This is a genomic window from Kitasatospora sp. NPDC101183, from assembly GCF_044767945.1.
Lineage (GTDB): Bacteria > Actinomycetota > Actinomycetes > Streptomycetales > Streptomycetaceae > Kitasatospora.
Map to the genome: position 1 here is coordinate 115,510 of NZ_JBIWOW010000013.1, position 13,955 is coordinate 129,464.

The 13,955-nt window shown below is 72.9% G+C and carries 13 protein-coding genes; 7 read left to right on the forward strand and 6 right to left on the reverse strand.

Features of this window, described 5'->3' with window-relative positions; translation table 11 throughout:
* Window positions 1–1,734, reverse strand: a complete 1,734-nt coding sequence (locus ACIRRS_RS19760) for a serine/threonine protein kinase (protein ID WP_402972268.1) — start codon at window positions 1,732–1,734, stop codon at window positions 1–3.
* 378 nt (window positions 1,735–2,112) lie between these two features.
* On the opposite strand from ACIRRS_RS19760, the gene ACIRRS_RS19765 reads away from it, so the two are divergent.
* The 3 genes from ACIRRS_RS19765 to ACIRRS_RS19775 all read left to right on the forward strand — a co-directional run bounded on the left by ACIRRS_RS19765 (window position 2,113) and on the right by ACIRRS_RS19775 (window position 4,344).
* Window positions 2,113–3,072, forward strand: coding sequence for a cytochrome c oxidase assembly protein (locus tag ACIRRS_RS19765; protein ID WP_402972517.1), 960 nt, complete (start codon window positions 2,113–2,115; stop codon window positions 3,070–3,072).
* A 119-nt stretch (window positions 3,073–3,191) separates the two neighbouring features.
* Window positions 3,192–3,830, forward strand: coding sequence for a YdcF family protein (locus ACIRRS_RS19770; protein WP_402972270.1), 639 nt, complete (start codon window positions 3,192–3,194; stop codon window positions 3,828–3,830).
* A gap of 67 nt (window positions 3,831–3,897) precedes the next feature.
* Complete coding sequence (locus ACIRRS_RS19775; protein WP_402972272.1) at window positions 3,898–4,344, forward strand: hypothetical protein; 447 nt, start codon at window positions 3,898–3,900, stop codon at window positions 4,342–4,344.
* Window positions 4,345–4,408: 64 nt separating this feature from the next.
* On the opposite strand, the gene ACIRRS_RS19780 is transcribed toward ACIRRS_RS19775, so the two are convergent.
* The 3 genes from ACIRRS_RS19780 to ACIRRS_RS19790 form a co-directional block, all read right to left on the reverse strand.
* Window positions 4,409–6,631, reverse strand: coding sequence for an NADP-dependent isocitrate dehydrogenase (locus tag ACIRRS_RS19780; RefSeq protein ID WP_402972274.1), 2,223 nt, complete (start codon window positions 6,629–6,631; stop codon window positions 4,409–4,411).
* Between the two features lie 178 nt (window positions 6,632–6,809).
* Window positions 6,810–7,160, reverse strand: coding sequence for a DUF4180 domain-containing protein (locus ACIRRS_RS19785; protein ID WP_402972276.1), 351 nt, complete (start codon window positions 7,158–7,160; stop codon window positions 6,810–6,812).
* Between the two features lie 2 nt (window positions 7,161–7,162).
* A complete protein-coding gene (locus ACIRRS_RS19790; RefSeq protein ID WP_402972278.1) occupies window positions 7,163–7,579 on the reverse strand; it encodes a helix-turn-helix domain-containing protein in 417 nt (138 codons plus the stop codon).
* Window positions 7,580–7,834: 255 nt separating this feature from the next.
* Here ACIRRS_RS19790 and ACIRRS_RS19795 point away from each other — a divergent pair, with 255 nt between their 5' ends.
* Both ACIRRS_RS19795 and ACIRRS_RS19800 read left to right on the forward strand, forming a co-directional pair.
* Window positions 7,835–8,152 carry an SAV_915 family protein gene (locus ACIRRS_RS19795; protein ID WP_402972280.1) on the forward strand — a complete coding sequence of 106 codons (318 nt, stop codon included), beginning with the start codon at window positions 7,835–7,837 and terminating at the stop codon, window positions 8,150–8,152.
* A complete protein-coding gene (locus tag ACIRRS_RS19800; protein WP_402972282.1) occupies window positions 8,149–8,493 on the forward strand; it encodes a hypothetical protein in 345 nt (114 codons plus the stop codon). The genes ACIRRS_RS19795 and ACIRRS_RS19800 overlap by 4 nt, the downstream gene beginning before the upstream one ends.
* A gap of 16 nt (window positions 8,494–8,509) precedes the next feature.
* Here the strand turns inward: ACIRRS_RS19800 and ACIRRS_RS19805 are convergent, their stop codons facing one another.
* A complete protein-coding gene (locus ACIRRS_RS19805) occupies window positions 8,510–8,758 on the reverse strand; it encodes a hypothetical protein (protein WP_402972284.1) in 249 nt (82 codons plus the stop codon).
* Window positions 8,759–9,022: 264 nt separating this feature from the next.
* On the opposite strand from ACIRRS_RS19805, the gene ACIRRS_RS19810 reads away from it, so the two are divergent.
* On the forward strand, window positions 9,023–10,684 hold the full coding sequence (locus ACIRRS_RS19810) for an APC family permease (protein WP_402972286.1): 1,662 nt from the start codon (window positions 9,023–9,025) through the stop codon (window positions 10,682–10,684).
* 81 nt (window positions 10,685–10,765) lie between these two features.
* Here ACIRRS_RS19810 and ACIRRS_RS19815 read toward each other — a convergent pair whose 3' ends face one another.
* Complete coding sequence (locus tag ACIRRS_RS19815; RefSeq protein WP_402972288.1) at window positions 10,766–12,391, reverse strand: FAD-dependent oxidoreductase; 1,626 nt, start codon at window positions 12,389–12,391, stop codon at window positions 10,766–10,768.
* Window positions 12,392–12,775: 384 nt separating this feature from the next.
* Between ACIRRS_RS19815 and ACIRRS_RS19820 the strand changes: the two genes are divergently transcribed.
* Window positions 12,776–13,942, forward strand: a complete 1,167-nt coding sequence (locus tag ACIRRS_RS19820) for a SchA/CurD-like domain-containing protein (protein WP_402972290.1) — start codon at window positions 12,776–12,778, stop codon at window positions 13,940–13,942.
* Window positions 13,943–13,955 lie beyond the last annotated feature (13 nt).

A 13,955-nucleotide genomic window follows, 5' to 3' on the forward strand; every position in this document is an offset into this window, starting at 1 on the left:
CTACGACACCGTCCACACCTGGTTGTCGCCGTTCGAGCAGGCCGCCACCCGCGCCCAGCGGGCGACGCCGTCCGAGGTCAGGCACTGCTTGGTGCCGTAGTTCATGATCTGGTAGCCGCCCTCGACCGGGGTGAAGACCCACATCTGGTTCTCCCCGGCGGGCGGATTCGTCCAGATCTGGACGTTCCCGGTCTTCACGTCCAGGTCGAGCACCTTGGTGTAGTTGGTCGAGCCGTTGCGCAGGTAGTAGCGCGACTCGTCGATCCGCTCCAGGCGCCAGTTCTGCGCCGAGGAGTTGTTGACGGTGTACATGTCGACGAGGTTGCCGTCCTTGTCGGCGGAGTAGGAGTTGTCCAGCGCGACGAACCGGTTGACGATCATGCCGGTGGCGGGCAGCGAGGGCTTGGGCTTCTGCGTGGGCTCCGCGGGCTGGGTCGTCGCCGCCGGGGCCGAGGGGGTGGCGGACTCCCGGAGGGTGGGCTGAGCCGGCGCCGTGGCGGCCGGCGCAGGCGCGGGCGAGGCCCCGGTGGCGGCGGGCACGGGCGGCGACGGGGCGGGGAGGACGGGAGCAGGCTCGGCCGCGGGGCTCCCGGAGCCGCTGGGCGACGCGGCGGACGGCTGCGGGGTCTCCGTCGGAGATGTCGGAGAGGCCGGAGAGGCCGGAGACAGGCGCGTGCGGTCGGCCACGGGCGCGCCGGGTACCGGCCCCGGGGGCGCCGCCGGTACTTCCGCGACAGCACCCTCGCGGGCGGCCTCCAGGTTCGGCCGGATCACCGTCGCCCCGGCGGCCCCGGCCACGCAGAGCAGCGTCAGCACCGTCACCCCGACCAGGGCGCGCACCCGCCGCCCGTGCCTCGGCGCCCGACGGGCGGCCGGCCGGCGCCGCGGGGGCGCGGGCGGCACCTCCTCGCCGAGCTGCGCGAGCGCCTCCCGGACGGCGGCGGCCATCGAGGCAGCGTCCGGCCAGCGCTCCCCCGGCTCCTTGGCCATCGCCCGCCCGACGATCGCCCCGACCGGCGCGGGCACGCCCTCGGGCAGGGGCGGCACGGGCGCCGTGAGGTGCTGGAGGATCACCTCCAGGGCCGTCTCCCCGTCGAAGGGCAGCCGCCCGGTGAGGCACTCGTGGAGCAGGACGCCGAGCGCGTACAGGTCCGCCGAGGCGGTGACCGTACCGGAGGAGGCCTGCTCGGGCGCCTGGTAGGCGGCGGTGCCGAGCACCATCCCGGGGACGGTCAGCCGGGCGTCGCAGCCGGGCCGGGCGATGCCGAAGTCGGCGATCACCGTCCGGTCCTCGCGGACCATGAGGTTGGCCGGCTTGATGTCCCGGTGGACGATCCCGGCCTCGTGCGCGGCCTCCAGCGCCTCCAGCACCTGGAGCGCCGTGCGCAGCGTCTCGGCGACGGGCAGGGCGCCTCGCCGCTCCAGGACGGCGCTCAGCGGCTCGCCCTCGATCAGCTCCATGACCAGGTAGGCGACCGGGCGCCGCCCGTCCGACCCGTCGTGCCCGTAGTCGTGGACGCCGACGATGCCGGGGTGGCGCAGCTGCGCCATCACGCGGGCCTCGGCGTGGAAGCGCTCGGCGAAGCCGTCCTCCTCCAGCAGCGCGGGCTTCACCACCTTGACGGCCACCCGGCGACCGAGGACCTCGTCCTCGGCGGCCCACACGTCGCCCATCGACCCGCCGCCGAGCCAGTCCACCAACCGGTAGCGGTCGGCGAGCACGGTGCCCTGCATGGTTCTCCCTGATTCGCGTCCTCGGGCCGGTGCACCACGGGGCCGGCCCCGCCCCCCGGGCGCGCCGGGGGTCCGGAGCGTCCTGCGAAGATCATGTCACCGATCGATAACCGCTGACTTACCGTCAGATGAATCACACCGGGTTCCGGCCACGGGTCGCGCGGGCCCGCCCGGGGACGTACAAGGTTGGACGCACAAGGTTGGACGCACAAGGTCGGACGTACAAGGTTGTACGAGAGGGGGGCGGTGACACGGCCCGAGGTAAGGCCGACCTAGGCTGTAGGCCAAGCAAAACGGGCGAACCGGACCCACCACTGGGCCCACGAGGACGGAAAGCAGGACTCGCCGATGGGCGACGGGATGTCAGGCATGCAGGGCATGCACCACCACGGCGGGATGACCCCACTAGGCCCCTTCACGCTCTCCAACGTGTGGACGTGGTCCCCGGACTGGGTGTTCCTCCTCGCCGGGCTGGCGGCCCTCGGGCTGTACCTGGCGGGCGCCGTCCGGCTCTACCGGCGCGGCGACAAGTGGCCCGTCGGCCGGGTCGTCGCCTGGGCGGCGGGCGTCGGCACCATGCTGCTGGTCACCTGCACCGGGCTGAACGACTACGGCATGGTGCTGTTCAGCGCGCACATGATCCAGCACATGGTGCTCTCCATGCTGACGCCGATCCTGCTGCTGCTCGGCGCCCCGATCACCCTGGCCCTGCGCGCCCTGCGCCCGGCCGGCAAGGGGCGCCCGCGCGGTCCGCGCGAGCTGCTGGTGGCGCTGCTGCACAGCACGTACGTGAAGGTGATCTCGCACCCGGCGTTCACCATCCCGCTGTTCATCGCCAGCCTGTACGGGGTCTACTTCACCCCGCTGTTCGACTTCCTCATGCAGTACCGGGCCGGGCACATCTTCATGATGGTGCACTTCCTGGCCACCGGTCTGGTGTTCTTCTGGCCGATCATGGGCGTGGACCCGGGCCCGAACCGCCCCGGCCATGTGATGCGGATCATCGAGCTGTTCATGGGCATGCCCTTCCACGCCTTCTTCGGTGTGGCGGTGATGATGGCCGGCCACCCGCTGGTGACCACCTTCACGGTGGAGTCGGCACCACCGGGGACGGACCTCCTGGAGGACCAGAAGCTGGCGGGAGGCATCACCTGGGCCTTCGGCGAGATCCCGACGGCGATCGTGCTGATCGCCCTGGTCTTCCAGTGGATGCGCTCCGAGCAACGCCAGGCCCGCCGGGTCGACCGCGCCGAGGAGCGCTCGGGCGACGCGGAGCTGGAGGCGTACAACGCCTACCTGGCCTCGCTCAACCGGGGCGGCCGCCCGGCGGCCCGCTAGCCCGGCAGCCCGGCAGCCCGACGCAGCCCGGCAGTGGCTCCCGTTTCGGCGCGAGATACCTCACAGAGCCCCCGTTCCGGCCCCGGAACGGGGGTTCCGCCGTAGGCGTTCGAACGGATATGCACGTCCTGCTCCTCCCCGTCGCGTTCCTCGCCGGGTACGTCCTGCTCTGGCTGCTCGGCTTCCTCGGCTTCGCCCTGCGCGGGCGCCGCCGTCCGGTGCCCACGGGCGCGGACTACCTGGTGGTGCTGGGCGCCGCCCTGGACGGCTGCGGGCCCGGCCCGGCCCTGGCGGCCCGGCTGGACGCGGCGCTGGAGCGGTTCGCCGCCGAGGAGGCCGCCGGGTACGCGCCGCTGGTGCTGGTCACCGGCGGCAAGGGGCGGCACGAGGACTGCACGGAGGCCGCCGCGATGGCGCGCTACCTGATCGCCCGGGGCGTGCCGGCGGAGCGCGTGCGGCGCGAGGAGCGGGCCGTCAACACCGTCGAGAACCTGCGCTTCGCCGCCGCGCTGATGGCGGCCGAGCGCCCGGGCTACCGCTGCACGGTGATCACCAGCGGCTTCCACACCGTCCGCTCCGCCCTCGCCGCCCACCGCGCGGGCGCCCCGGCCCGCACCCTCGCCGCGGACCCTCTGCTCGCCCACGGCCCGTACGCCCTGCTGCGCGAGGCCGTCGGCACCGCCCTCGGCTGGCCCCGCACCAACGGCGCGGCGCTGCTCCTGCTGGCCGTCGGCGGGGTGCTGACCACGATCGTCTGAACCCTGGTCCGCCCGGGCCCCCGTCCGTCACGATGGTCAAAGGACCGAACGGGGGAGGGGACGTCCGATGGGACGGTCGCGGGGGAAGTCGCAGGGGAAGCCGAAGGGGCAGTGGGGCGCCGGGGTGGCGTTGGCGGCGCTGGTGCTGGCCCTGGTGGTGTCGTACGTCGCGGGCAAGGAGTACCTCCTGGAGTGGGTGCACACGCCGAAGGCCGTGACGGCGACGCTGACCGACTGCCGGTGGTCGGACGAGGAGGACCACTACAGCTGCGTCTACACCTGGACGCTCGACGGCCGGGAGCGCAGCCACCGGTGGGTCAGCGACGACTACCGCGAGGACGGGTACCGGGAGGGCCTGTGGGCGAGCCCGCGCACCGACCAGCTGTCGCACCACAACCCGCTGTTCCTCGGCGTGCTGGCCCTCGTCTTCGTCCCCTGCGCACTCGTCTTCCTGTACCTCGGCTGGTTCCAGCGCCCGAATCCGCGGAGCGGGGACGCCCCCGCCCGGGCGTGAACGCCGCAGGCCCCGGGTCCAGTTCGGACCCGGGGCCTGCGGTGTCAGCTCAACTCGGCCGGATTCAGCCGAGGTTGGCGAGCGCCTCGTTGAAGGTCTTCGACGGGCGCATCACGGCCGCGGCCTTGGCCGGGTCGGGCTGGTAGTAGCCGCCGAGGTCCACGGGCGAGCCCTGGACGGCGATCAGCTCGTCCACGATGGCCTGCTCCTGCGAGGTCAGCGCCTCGGCCAGGCCGGCGAAGGCCTGGGCCAGCTCGGCGTCCTCGGTCTGCTTCGCCAGCTCCTGGGCCCAGTAGGTGGCCAGGTAGAAGTGGCTGCCGCGGTTGTCGATGCCGCCGAGGCGGCGGCTCGGCGACTTGTCCTCGTTGAGGAAGGTGCCGGTGGCGCGGTCCAGGGTGTCGGCCAGCACCTTGGCGCGGGCGTTGCCGGTGGTGGTGGCCAGGTGCTCGAAGCTGGCGGCCAGGGCGAAGAACTCGCCCAGGCTGTCCCAGCGCAGGTAGTTCTCCTTGACGAGCTGCTGGACGTGCTTCGGGGCGGAGCCGCCGGCGCCGGTCTCGAACAGGCCGCCGCCCGCCATCAGCGGGACGACCGAGAGCATCTTGGCGCTGGTGCCCAGCTCCAGGATCGGGAAGAGGTCGGTCAGGTAGTCGCGCAGCACGTTGCCGGTGACGGAGATGGTGTTCTCGCCGCGGCGGATGCGCTCCAGCGAGAACCTGGTGGCCTCGACCGGGGTCATGATCTCGATCTGCAGGCCGGTGGTGTCGTGCTCCGGCAGGTACTGCTTGACCTTCTCGATGAGCACGGCGTCGTGGGCGCGCTCGGCGTCCAGCCAGAACACCGCCGGGTCGCCGGTGGCGCGGGCGCGGGTGACGGCCAGCTTGACCCAGTCCTGGATCGGCGCGTCCTTGGTCTGGCAGGCGCGGAAGATGTCGCCGGGCTGGACGGCCTGCTCCAGGACGGTGTCGCCCTGGGCGTCGACCAGGCGGACGGTGCCGGCGGCCGGGATCTCGAAGGTCTTGTCGTGGGAGCCGTACTCCTCGGCCGCCTGGGCCATCAGGCCGACGTTCGGGACGGAGCCGATGGTGGCCGGGTCCAGGGCGCCGTTGGCGCGGCAGTCGTCGATGGTGGCCTGGTAGACACCCGCGTAGCTGTGGTCCGGGAGGACGGCGAGGGTGTCGGCCTCCTGGCCGTCCGGGCCCCACATGTGGCCGGAGGTGCGGATCATGGCCGGCATCGAGGCGTCGACGATGACGTCGGACGGCACGTGCAGGTTGGTGATGCCCTTGTCGGAGTCGACCATGGCCAGGGCCGGGCCCTCGGCCAGCTCGGCCTCGAAGGAGGCCTTGATCTCGGCGCCCAGGTGCGGCACGCCGTCGAGCCCGGCGAGGATGCCGCCGAGGCCGTTGTTCGGGTTGAGGCCGGCGGCGACGAGCACCTCGCCGTACTTGGCGAAGGTCTTCGGGAAGAAGGCGCGCACGACGTGGCCGAAGATGATCGGGTCGGAGACCTTCATCATGGTGGCCTTCAGGTGCACCGAGAACAGCACGCCCTCGGCCTTGGCGCGGGCGACCTGCGCGGCCAGGAAGGTGTTCAGGGCGGCGGCGCGCATGACGGAGGCGTCGACGACCTCGCCGGCCAGGACCGGGACGTTCGGGCGCAGCACGGTGACGGTGCCGTCCTCGCCGACCAGCTCGATGCGCAGGGCGCCGTCGGCGGCGATGACGGCGGACTTCTCGGTGCTCGCGAAGTCGTCGGCGTCCATGGTGGCGACGTTGGTCTTGGAGTCGGCCGTCCACTTGCCCATGCGGTGCGGGTGGGTCTTGGCGTAGTTCTTGACCGACTGCGGGGCGCGGCGGTCCGAGTTGCCCTCGCGCAGGACGGGGTTGACGGCGCTGCCCTTGACCTTGTCGTAGCGGGCGCGGACATCCTTGTCCTCGTCGGTCTGCGGGTCCTCCGGGTAGTCCGGCAGGGCGTAGCCCTGGGCCTGCAGCTCGGCGACGGCGGCCTTGAGCTGCGGCACGGAGGCCGAGACGTTCGGCAGCTTGATGATGTTGGCGCCCGGGGTCTTGGCGAGCTCGCCGAGCTCGGCGAGGGCGTCGCCGATCCGCTGGGCCTCGGTCAGACGCTCCGGAAAGCTGGCGATGATCCGCCCGGCCAGGGAGATGTCACGGGTCTCCACCTGGACGCCGGCCGTCCTGGCGTAGGCCTGGACCACGGGCAGGAACGAGTAGGTCGCCAGGGCCGGAGCCTCGTCGGTGTGCGTATAGATGATGGTCGAGTCAGTCATCGGTACTCCGCTTCACGTCTCCAACGTCTTGACGTCAAGATATCTCGTCCCGGGCCCCTCGCTCCACCTCCCCCCGCCCCGGAGCGTGCGCCGGTCCCGTCGAAAGGCGCGGGCGCGGCCCGATCCACCGTGCTCCCGGGGCGGGCGCACGGCAACCGGGGCGCGCCCCCGGAGTGCGTCAGGCGGCGTTGAAGCGGGCCTCCAGCTCGGCCTCGTCGGCGAGGAACCACAGCTGGAGGCCGCGGTTGCTCTCCCGGACGAAGTCGCGCAGCGGGACGCTCGCGGCGACGTGCTCGGAGATGTCGCCGAGCACGACGAGGCCGACCCGGTAGTTGACGAACTTCTGGACGATCCCGCCGGCGACGCGGGTGCGCAGCGTGAAGAAGTCCGGGTGCAGCCGCTCGACGGGGGCGACGACCCAGGTGGCCTCGTGGCCGAAGGCGTCGCCGATGACGTCCAGGGCGTCCTGCTCGGTGCGGACGAGGGGGCCCTCGGCGGGCAGGCGCAGGATCGTCGGCCGGTCGGACATGGTCAGTTCTCCCTGGTCAGCGCATGGACGATGGCGAGCAGCCCGGCGGTGTCGGCCGGGTCCCCGAGGACGATCAGCCGCAGGGTGCCCCGTTCGGGGTCGTGGACGGACTCCACGTGCAGCGGGCGCCCGCCGTCGCGGGGTGCGCTCACGGAGGCGAGGACGGCCGTGGTGATCCGGTCGACGGCCGTGCGGTCGACGTCCTCGATGCGGACGACGGCGGACACCTCGGCGCGGTGCCGGGCGGGCTCGGGGGCCGCCGGGGCACCGGTGAGCGCCTCCAGGTCGGCCCGGGTGATCCGGTACTGCTTGCCGATCCTGGTGGCCGCGAGGCGCCCCTCGCGGATGTAGCCGCGGACGGTGCGCACGTGCAGGCCGAGCAGGTCGGCCACCTGTTCCACCGAGTAGTACTGCGTCACCTGCGGCCACCCTCTCAACATTCCCTATCGCTACGCAACCTATCAGCCTGAAGGGTTGTTTAGGGAAGGATGAGGAGTGGTGTAGTCCAATCGGGTGACGGGAACGTCAGGGCTGCGTCAACACGTCACCCCATTCGGTCAACACCGCGTCAGGAGCGGCGACGTGCGCCCTCCGTCGGCCTAGCGTCGATTCGGCAGCAGGTTCCGGCAGCAGGTCCCGACCGGCACCCCACCCACTTTTCCGGGAGCACCCGCATGGCCCGCGTCGTCTGGCACGTTCCGCTCACCGTCTCCGGCAACGGCGGCACGACCGCGCTCCGCCTCTTCCGCCTGCGCGACGGCCGCCGCTGCGCCGTCGGCTTCTCCAGCCCCGAGGCCCTGGCCGCCCTGCTCGGGCCGGGGCAGGCGCACACCGAGCTCGCCGAGACCGCGCTGCGCGAGATGATCGCGCCGCTCGGCGTCGACACCCTGGTGGTGGACCCGCGCCTGGTCGCCCCGTCCGTCTCCACCCCCGCCGCCCCCTCGACCCCGCCCTCCCCGGCCGCCGCGACCGCACAGCTCCAGCACCGGTGACCGCCCTCCACCTGCTCCCGGGCGGCTTCGAGCCGGAGCCGCGCGTACCGGGCCAGGGGCAGGCCCGGGAGCTCCAGGCGATCGCCCGGATCAGCTACGGGCCCGTCCCCCTGGACTTCGACCGCCTGGCGGCGGAGTTCCCGGCCGTCCGCAGCGGGCTGGCGCTGGCCGGCGACGCGGACCTGGAGCTGCACCTGGTCTGCACGGGCCCGGAGGAGCTGCGGGCGGTGGCGGCGGCCCTGCACCGGGCCGGGGCCGCGAAGGTGCGCATCGATCTGGTGCTGCGGACGCTGACGCCGGCCCAGGCTCCGGCGCCGGTGACGCTGCGGCCCGTGCCGTAGCGGCGATGAGGGCCCGTCAGTCCTCGAAGCCCGGGTTCGGGTGGGGGTTGACGGCCTGGCCGTCGATCGGCTGCCCCCAGGCGTCCTCGCCGTCGCCGCCCACGCAGTAGCCGCTGCCCTGCACCTCGCCGCCGGCGCCCCGGCACTGCTCGGCGGTGACGTCGCGCGGACGCCCCGGGGCCGCCGAGGCGGCGGGCGCGGCGGCGCAGAGCAGGGCGGCGGCGAGGGCGGGGGCGGCGAGCAGGACGGTTCTCGGTGTGATCATGCGCCCAACGACAGCACGGGCGTTCGACGGCGGCGACCACAGCGCGCCACCCGGGCGAATTCCCGGGAAATCTCACATGCTGGAATTACTGATCGGTCACGTAACAAGCCGAAAGGGATACCGCCCCCTACCAGGGAGAATGTCCGGAAAAGAAAGTAAACATTCAGTAATAAGGTCTGTGCATAGCTCTATGAAGAGACCTACCGTGTGGCAACTCTCCGCGCTCCGCCCACCCCGGAGCCCCCACCCACAGAGAGATCGCCCATGGCTTCCCTCAACCAGATCTCGCCGCCGGGTCAGCGTTCCGGCTCCACGCCGGGGACCACCCACCGCTCCCTCAAGCGCCACGTCGGCCTCATCGGCCTCATGTGGGCGTCCGTCGGCTCGATCATCGGCTCCGGCTGGCTCTTCGGCGCCAAGAGCGCCGTCATGGCCGCCGGCCCGGCCGCCGTCGTCTCCTGGGGCATCGGCGCGGTGGCCATCGTGCTGCTCGCCCTGGTGCACGCCGAACTCGGCGGGATGTTCCCGGTCTCCGGCGGCACCGCGCGCTACCCGCACTACGCCTTCGGCGGCCTGGCAGGCATGTCCTTCGGCTGGTTCTCCTGGCTCCAGGCCGCGACCGTCGCCCCCATCGAGGTCGAGGCCATGATCGGCTACGCCCGGCACTGGTCCTGGGCGGACGGCCTGCTGAACGACAACAACACCCTCACCGCCAGCGGGTTCGTCGTCGCCACCGTGCTGATGGCGGTGTTCGTCGCCGTCAACTTCCTCGGTGTGAAGGTGCTCGCCCGGACGAACTCCATCGCCACCTGGCTGAAGATCTTCGTCCCCCTGTTCACGATCTTCGTGCTGGCCGCCACCAACTTCCACGGCTCGAACTTCACCTCGCACGGCTTCGCGCCCTTCGGCTCCAAGGGCGTGCTCGCCGCGATCAGCACCAGCGGCATCATCTTCGCCCTGCTGGGCTTCGAACAGGCCATCCAGATCGCCGGCGAGAGCCGCAACCCCAAGCGCGACATCCCCCGGGCCGTCCTCGGCTCCGTCGCCATCGGCACCCTGGTCTACACCCTGCTCCAGGTCGTCTTCATCGGCGCCCTGCCCGTCAGCTCCTTCGCCAACGGCTGGGACAAGCTCGACTTCCCCGGCATCGACGGCCCCTTCGCGGGCCTGGCCACCGTGGTCGGCCTCGGCTGGCTGGCCTGGGTGCTGTACATGGACGCGGTGATATCCCCCGGCGGCACCGGCCTGATCTACACCACCTCGACCTCGCGGATCTCCTACGGCCTGAGCAAGAACGGCTACGCCCCGCAGAAGTTCGAGGAGCTGGACAGGAACGGCGTGCCGTGGTTCGGCCTGATCGTCTCCTTCGTCACCGGCGTCATCTGCTTCCTGCCCTTCCCCAGCTGGCAGGAGCTGGTCGGCTTCATCACCTCCGCCAGCGTGCTGATGTACGCGGGCGCCCCGCTGGCCTTCGGCGCGATGCGCCGGCGCCTGCCCGATCGCGAGCGCTCCTACCGGCTGCCGCTGGGCGGCCTGGTCTCCCCCGCCGCCTTCGTGGTCGCGAGCCTGATCATCTACTGGTCCGGCTGGCACACCCTGTCCCGCCTGGGCATCGCGATCGTGCTCGGCTACGCCCTGCTCGGCGGCTACGCGGCGTACGCCATCCGCAAGGGCCTGCCCAACGCGCCGCGCCTCAACTGGAAGGCCGCCCAGTGGCTGCCCGTCTACCTGCTGGGCCTCGGCCTGGTCTCCTGGCAGGGCGGCTTCGGGGAGGGCACCGGCCGCATCCCGATGTGGTGGGACATGGGGATCGTGGCGCTGTTCTCGCTGGCGATCTACGCCTGGGCGATCCGGGTGGCGCTGCCCGCCGAGGAGATCGAGCGGGAGGTCTCCGACGTCGAGGTGATCGACGCGGGCGGCCACTGACCCGCTGAATCCGCCGGGGAATTCCCCCCCCGACGAGAATCGGGCCCGCCGGTCGGTCGACCGGCGGGCCCGACGCCTTTCTCAGAGGCTCAGGACACTTCGCAGCACGGCCGTCAGCTCCGCCTCCGCGTCCTGCCCCGGCCCCTCCGAGCGCCAGGCGACGAAGCCGTCCGGCCGCACCAGCACGGCGCCGCGCGGGCCGATCCCGTGCAGCGCGGCGAAGTCGGCGCCCGGCTCCGGCGCCAGGTCGTCCTCGGCGCCCTCGCCGATCCGGTAGCCGTCCAGCGGCACGGCCAGCCTGTCGGCCGCCCGCCGGGCGCCCTCCTGCCAGGCGGCGCCCTCGGGCCCGGTGAGCAGCACCATCGCCTGCTCGTACAGGTCCAGCGTGGACAGCCGCACGCCCGCGCGCAGCAGCCACTGGTGCGGGGCGCGGCCGCCGGGCTCGCCCGCCGACTCGAACCGCTCCGGGACGACGGGCCCGGCCGGGTCTGTGCCGACCACCGCGCCGCGCGGGTAGCGGTAGCCGAGCGCCACCGCCAGCACCCCGGCCTGCCGGCCGACGCCCGGCACCACCGCGTACCCGGGGTGGCTGTGCTCCGCGGAGCGGGCCGACGCCCGCTCGCTCGTCACCCTCGCCACCGGCCGGCGCTCCTGCTCGTACGTCTCCAGCAGCTCGGGCCCGGCCCAGCCGCACAGCACGGCGGCGAGCTTCCAGGCGAGGTTGTGGGCGTCCTGGATGCCGGTGTTGGAGCCGAAGGCGCCGGTCGGGGACATCTCGTGGGCGGAGTCCCCCGCGAGGAAGGCCCGGCCGGCGCCGTAGCGGTCGGCGACCCGCTCGGCGGCGTGCCAGGGCGCCCGGCCCGTCACCTCCACGTCCAGCTCCGGCAGGCCGACGGCCGTACGGATGTGCCGCTCGCAGCGCTCGTCCGTGAAGGCCTCCAGGGGCTCGCCCTGCTCGGGGTGCCAGGGCGCGTGGAAGACCCACTCCTCCTGGTTGTCCACGGGCAGCAGCGCGCCGTCCGCCTCCGGGTTGGTCAGGTAGCAGGCGATGAAGTGGCGCTCGCCCACGACCTCGGCCAGCCGCTTGGCGCGGAAGGTGACGCTGACGTTGTGGAACAGCTCGCCCTTGCCGCTCTGCCCGATGCCCAGCCGCTCGCGGGCCGGGCTGCGCGGGCCGTCCGCCGCGACCAGGTAGTCCGAGCGGACGGTGCGCTCCTCGCCGCTCTCGCGGCTGCGCAGCACCGAGGTGACGCCGTCCTCGTCCTGCTCGAAGGAGACCAGCTCGGTGGCGAAGCGGACGTCCGCGCCCAGCTCGCGGGTGGCGCGCAGCAGCACCGGCTCCAGGTCGTTCTGGCTGCACAGGCACCAGGCGGTCGGGCTGAACCGGGCCAGGCGCCCGCCCGGGTCGATCTCCCGGAACAGCCACTCCTGCTCCTCGCCGGTCAGCGAGGGCGCCTGGAGGATGCCGTGGTTGGGGGCGAGCACCGAGGCCGCCGCGCGGACGGCCGGCTCGATCCCGGCCGTGCGGTAGAGCTCCATCGTGCGGACGTTGTTGCCGCGGCCGCGCGGGTGGCGCGAGGTGTCGGCGTGCTTCTCGACCAGCAGGTGCCTGACACCCAGTCGACCGAGGAACAGCGAGGCCGACAGCCCGACCAGCGAGCCGCCCACGATCAGGACCGGCACCCGGTCGTCAACCTTCGGATTCATCAATTGCTCCACCCTGTACGGGATTCCGCGGCCCGGCGACGGAGCTCGGCACCGCTCTCGGCGGGCCCGCTCCCCCGGCGGCCCCGCTCTTGCATCCCCCGCCCGGGGGGCCTTGCGCCGCCCCTTCGCCCGGATGGCCCGCAAATCTCGCGGGCCACTGTGCGCGCCGATGACGATCGACCCCAGGGCCCGTCGTCACACTCCCGTCGTCGCCCGGAGGGCGGCGGGGCGGCGTTGGGGTGCGTGCATCGCAAGGCGGAGGAGGGAGCCACTGCGGAGCATTGGCGACCGACGACAACGCGGCGAGGTGCGTGCCCCGGCGTCGCCCCGCAGACGCGAGTTTGACGACGGGCCCTAGGCCGCGCCCAGAGCAGAAAGTGGATCATGACAACCCTCTCCGAACCCCAGCGCCAGCAGACCGCCGAGACCGACAACCGGCTGAGGGTGGTGCTGATGCTGGAGATCCAGGACGGCGCCCAGCAGCGCTTCCTCGACGTGTACGAGCAGCTGCGCCACCAGGTGGCCGCGGTGCCCGGGCACGTCAGCGACCAGCTGTGCCAGTCGATCAACGACCCGCGCCAGTGGCTGATCACCAGCGAGTGGGAGGATCAGGACACCTTCCTGAAGTGGGTGGACAGCCCGGCCCACCGCGAGATGGTCAAGCCGATGCACGGCTGCGTCACCGACGACTTCCGCTCGCTGCGCTACGCCGTGCTGCGCCAGACCTCGGCGGCCGGCTCCACGGGCAGCCGCGCCCCGATGGAGGTCCCGCCCGGCCTGCCCCGCGCCGAGCGCGCCGCGCCCATGGGCCCGCCGAAGGCCGACCCGGGCCCGGACGGCGTGGTGCGCCACGCGCTGACCTTCACCGTCAAGCCCGGCAGCGAGCCCGAGGTGGCCCGCATCCTGTCGGACTACGCCTCCCCCGAGGCCGTCGTGGACGAGAACACCCGGCTGCGCCGCACCTCGCTGTACCTGCACGGCAACCGGGTGGTGCGCGCCGTCGAGGTGACCGGCAGCCTGGGCGACGCGCTGCGGCACGTGGCCATGCAGCCCGAGGTGCGGGCCGTCGAGGAGGCGATCAACCCGTACCTGGAGGAGCACCGGCAGCTGGGGGACCCGCAGTCCGCCCGCGCCTTCTTCGCCAAGGCCGCGCTGCCCGCGAAGCACCAGGCGATCGCCAGCGCCCCCGCCTCCGGGCGGCTGCACCGCCACGCCGTGCTCTACCCCGTGCGCCAGGGCCTCGGGCAGGCCGTCGCCGAACTGCTGGCCACGTACGACAACCTGGCCACCGCCGACCCGACCGGCCCGGTCGCGGCGAGCACCGTCTTCCAGCGCGAGGACGTGGTGGTGCGCCTGGTCGACCTGCGGGTCCCCGCCGAGGCCGACCCGGCCGCGGCGCTGGGCGTCGCCGGCGAGCGGGAGGCCACCGCCCTCGCCGCCCTGCTCGACCTGGGCCCGGCGGGCGACCTGCGCACCGTCGCGGGCCTGAGCGCCTTCCTCGCCGCCCGCGCCATGAACCCGCTCACCGACCGCAGTTCGCAGGACTCCTGACGGTCTCCGCCCC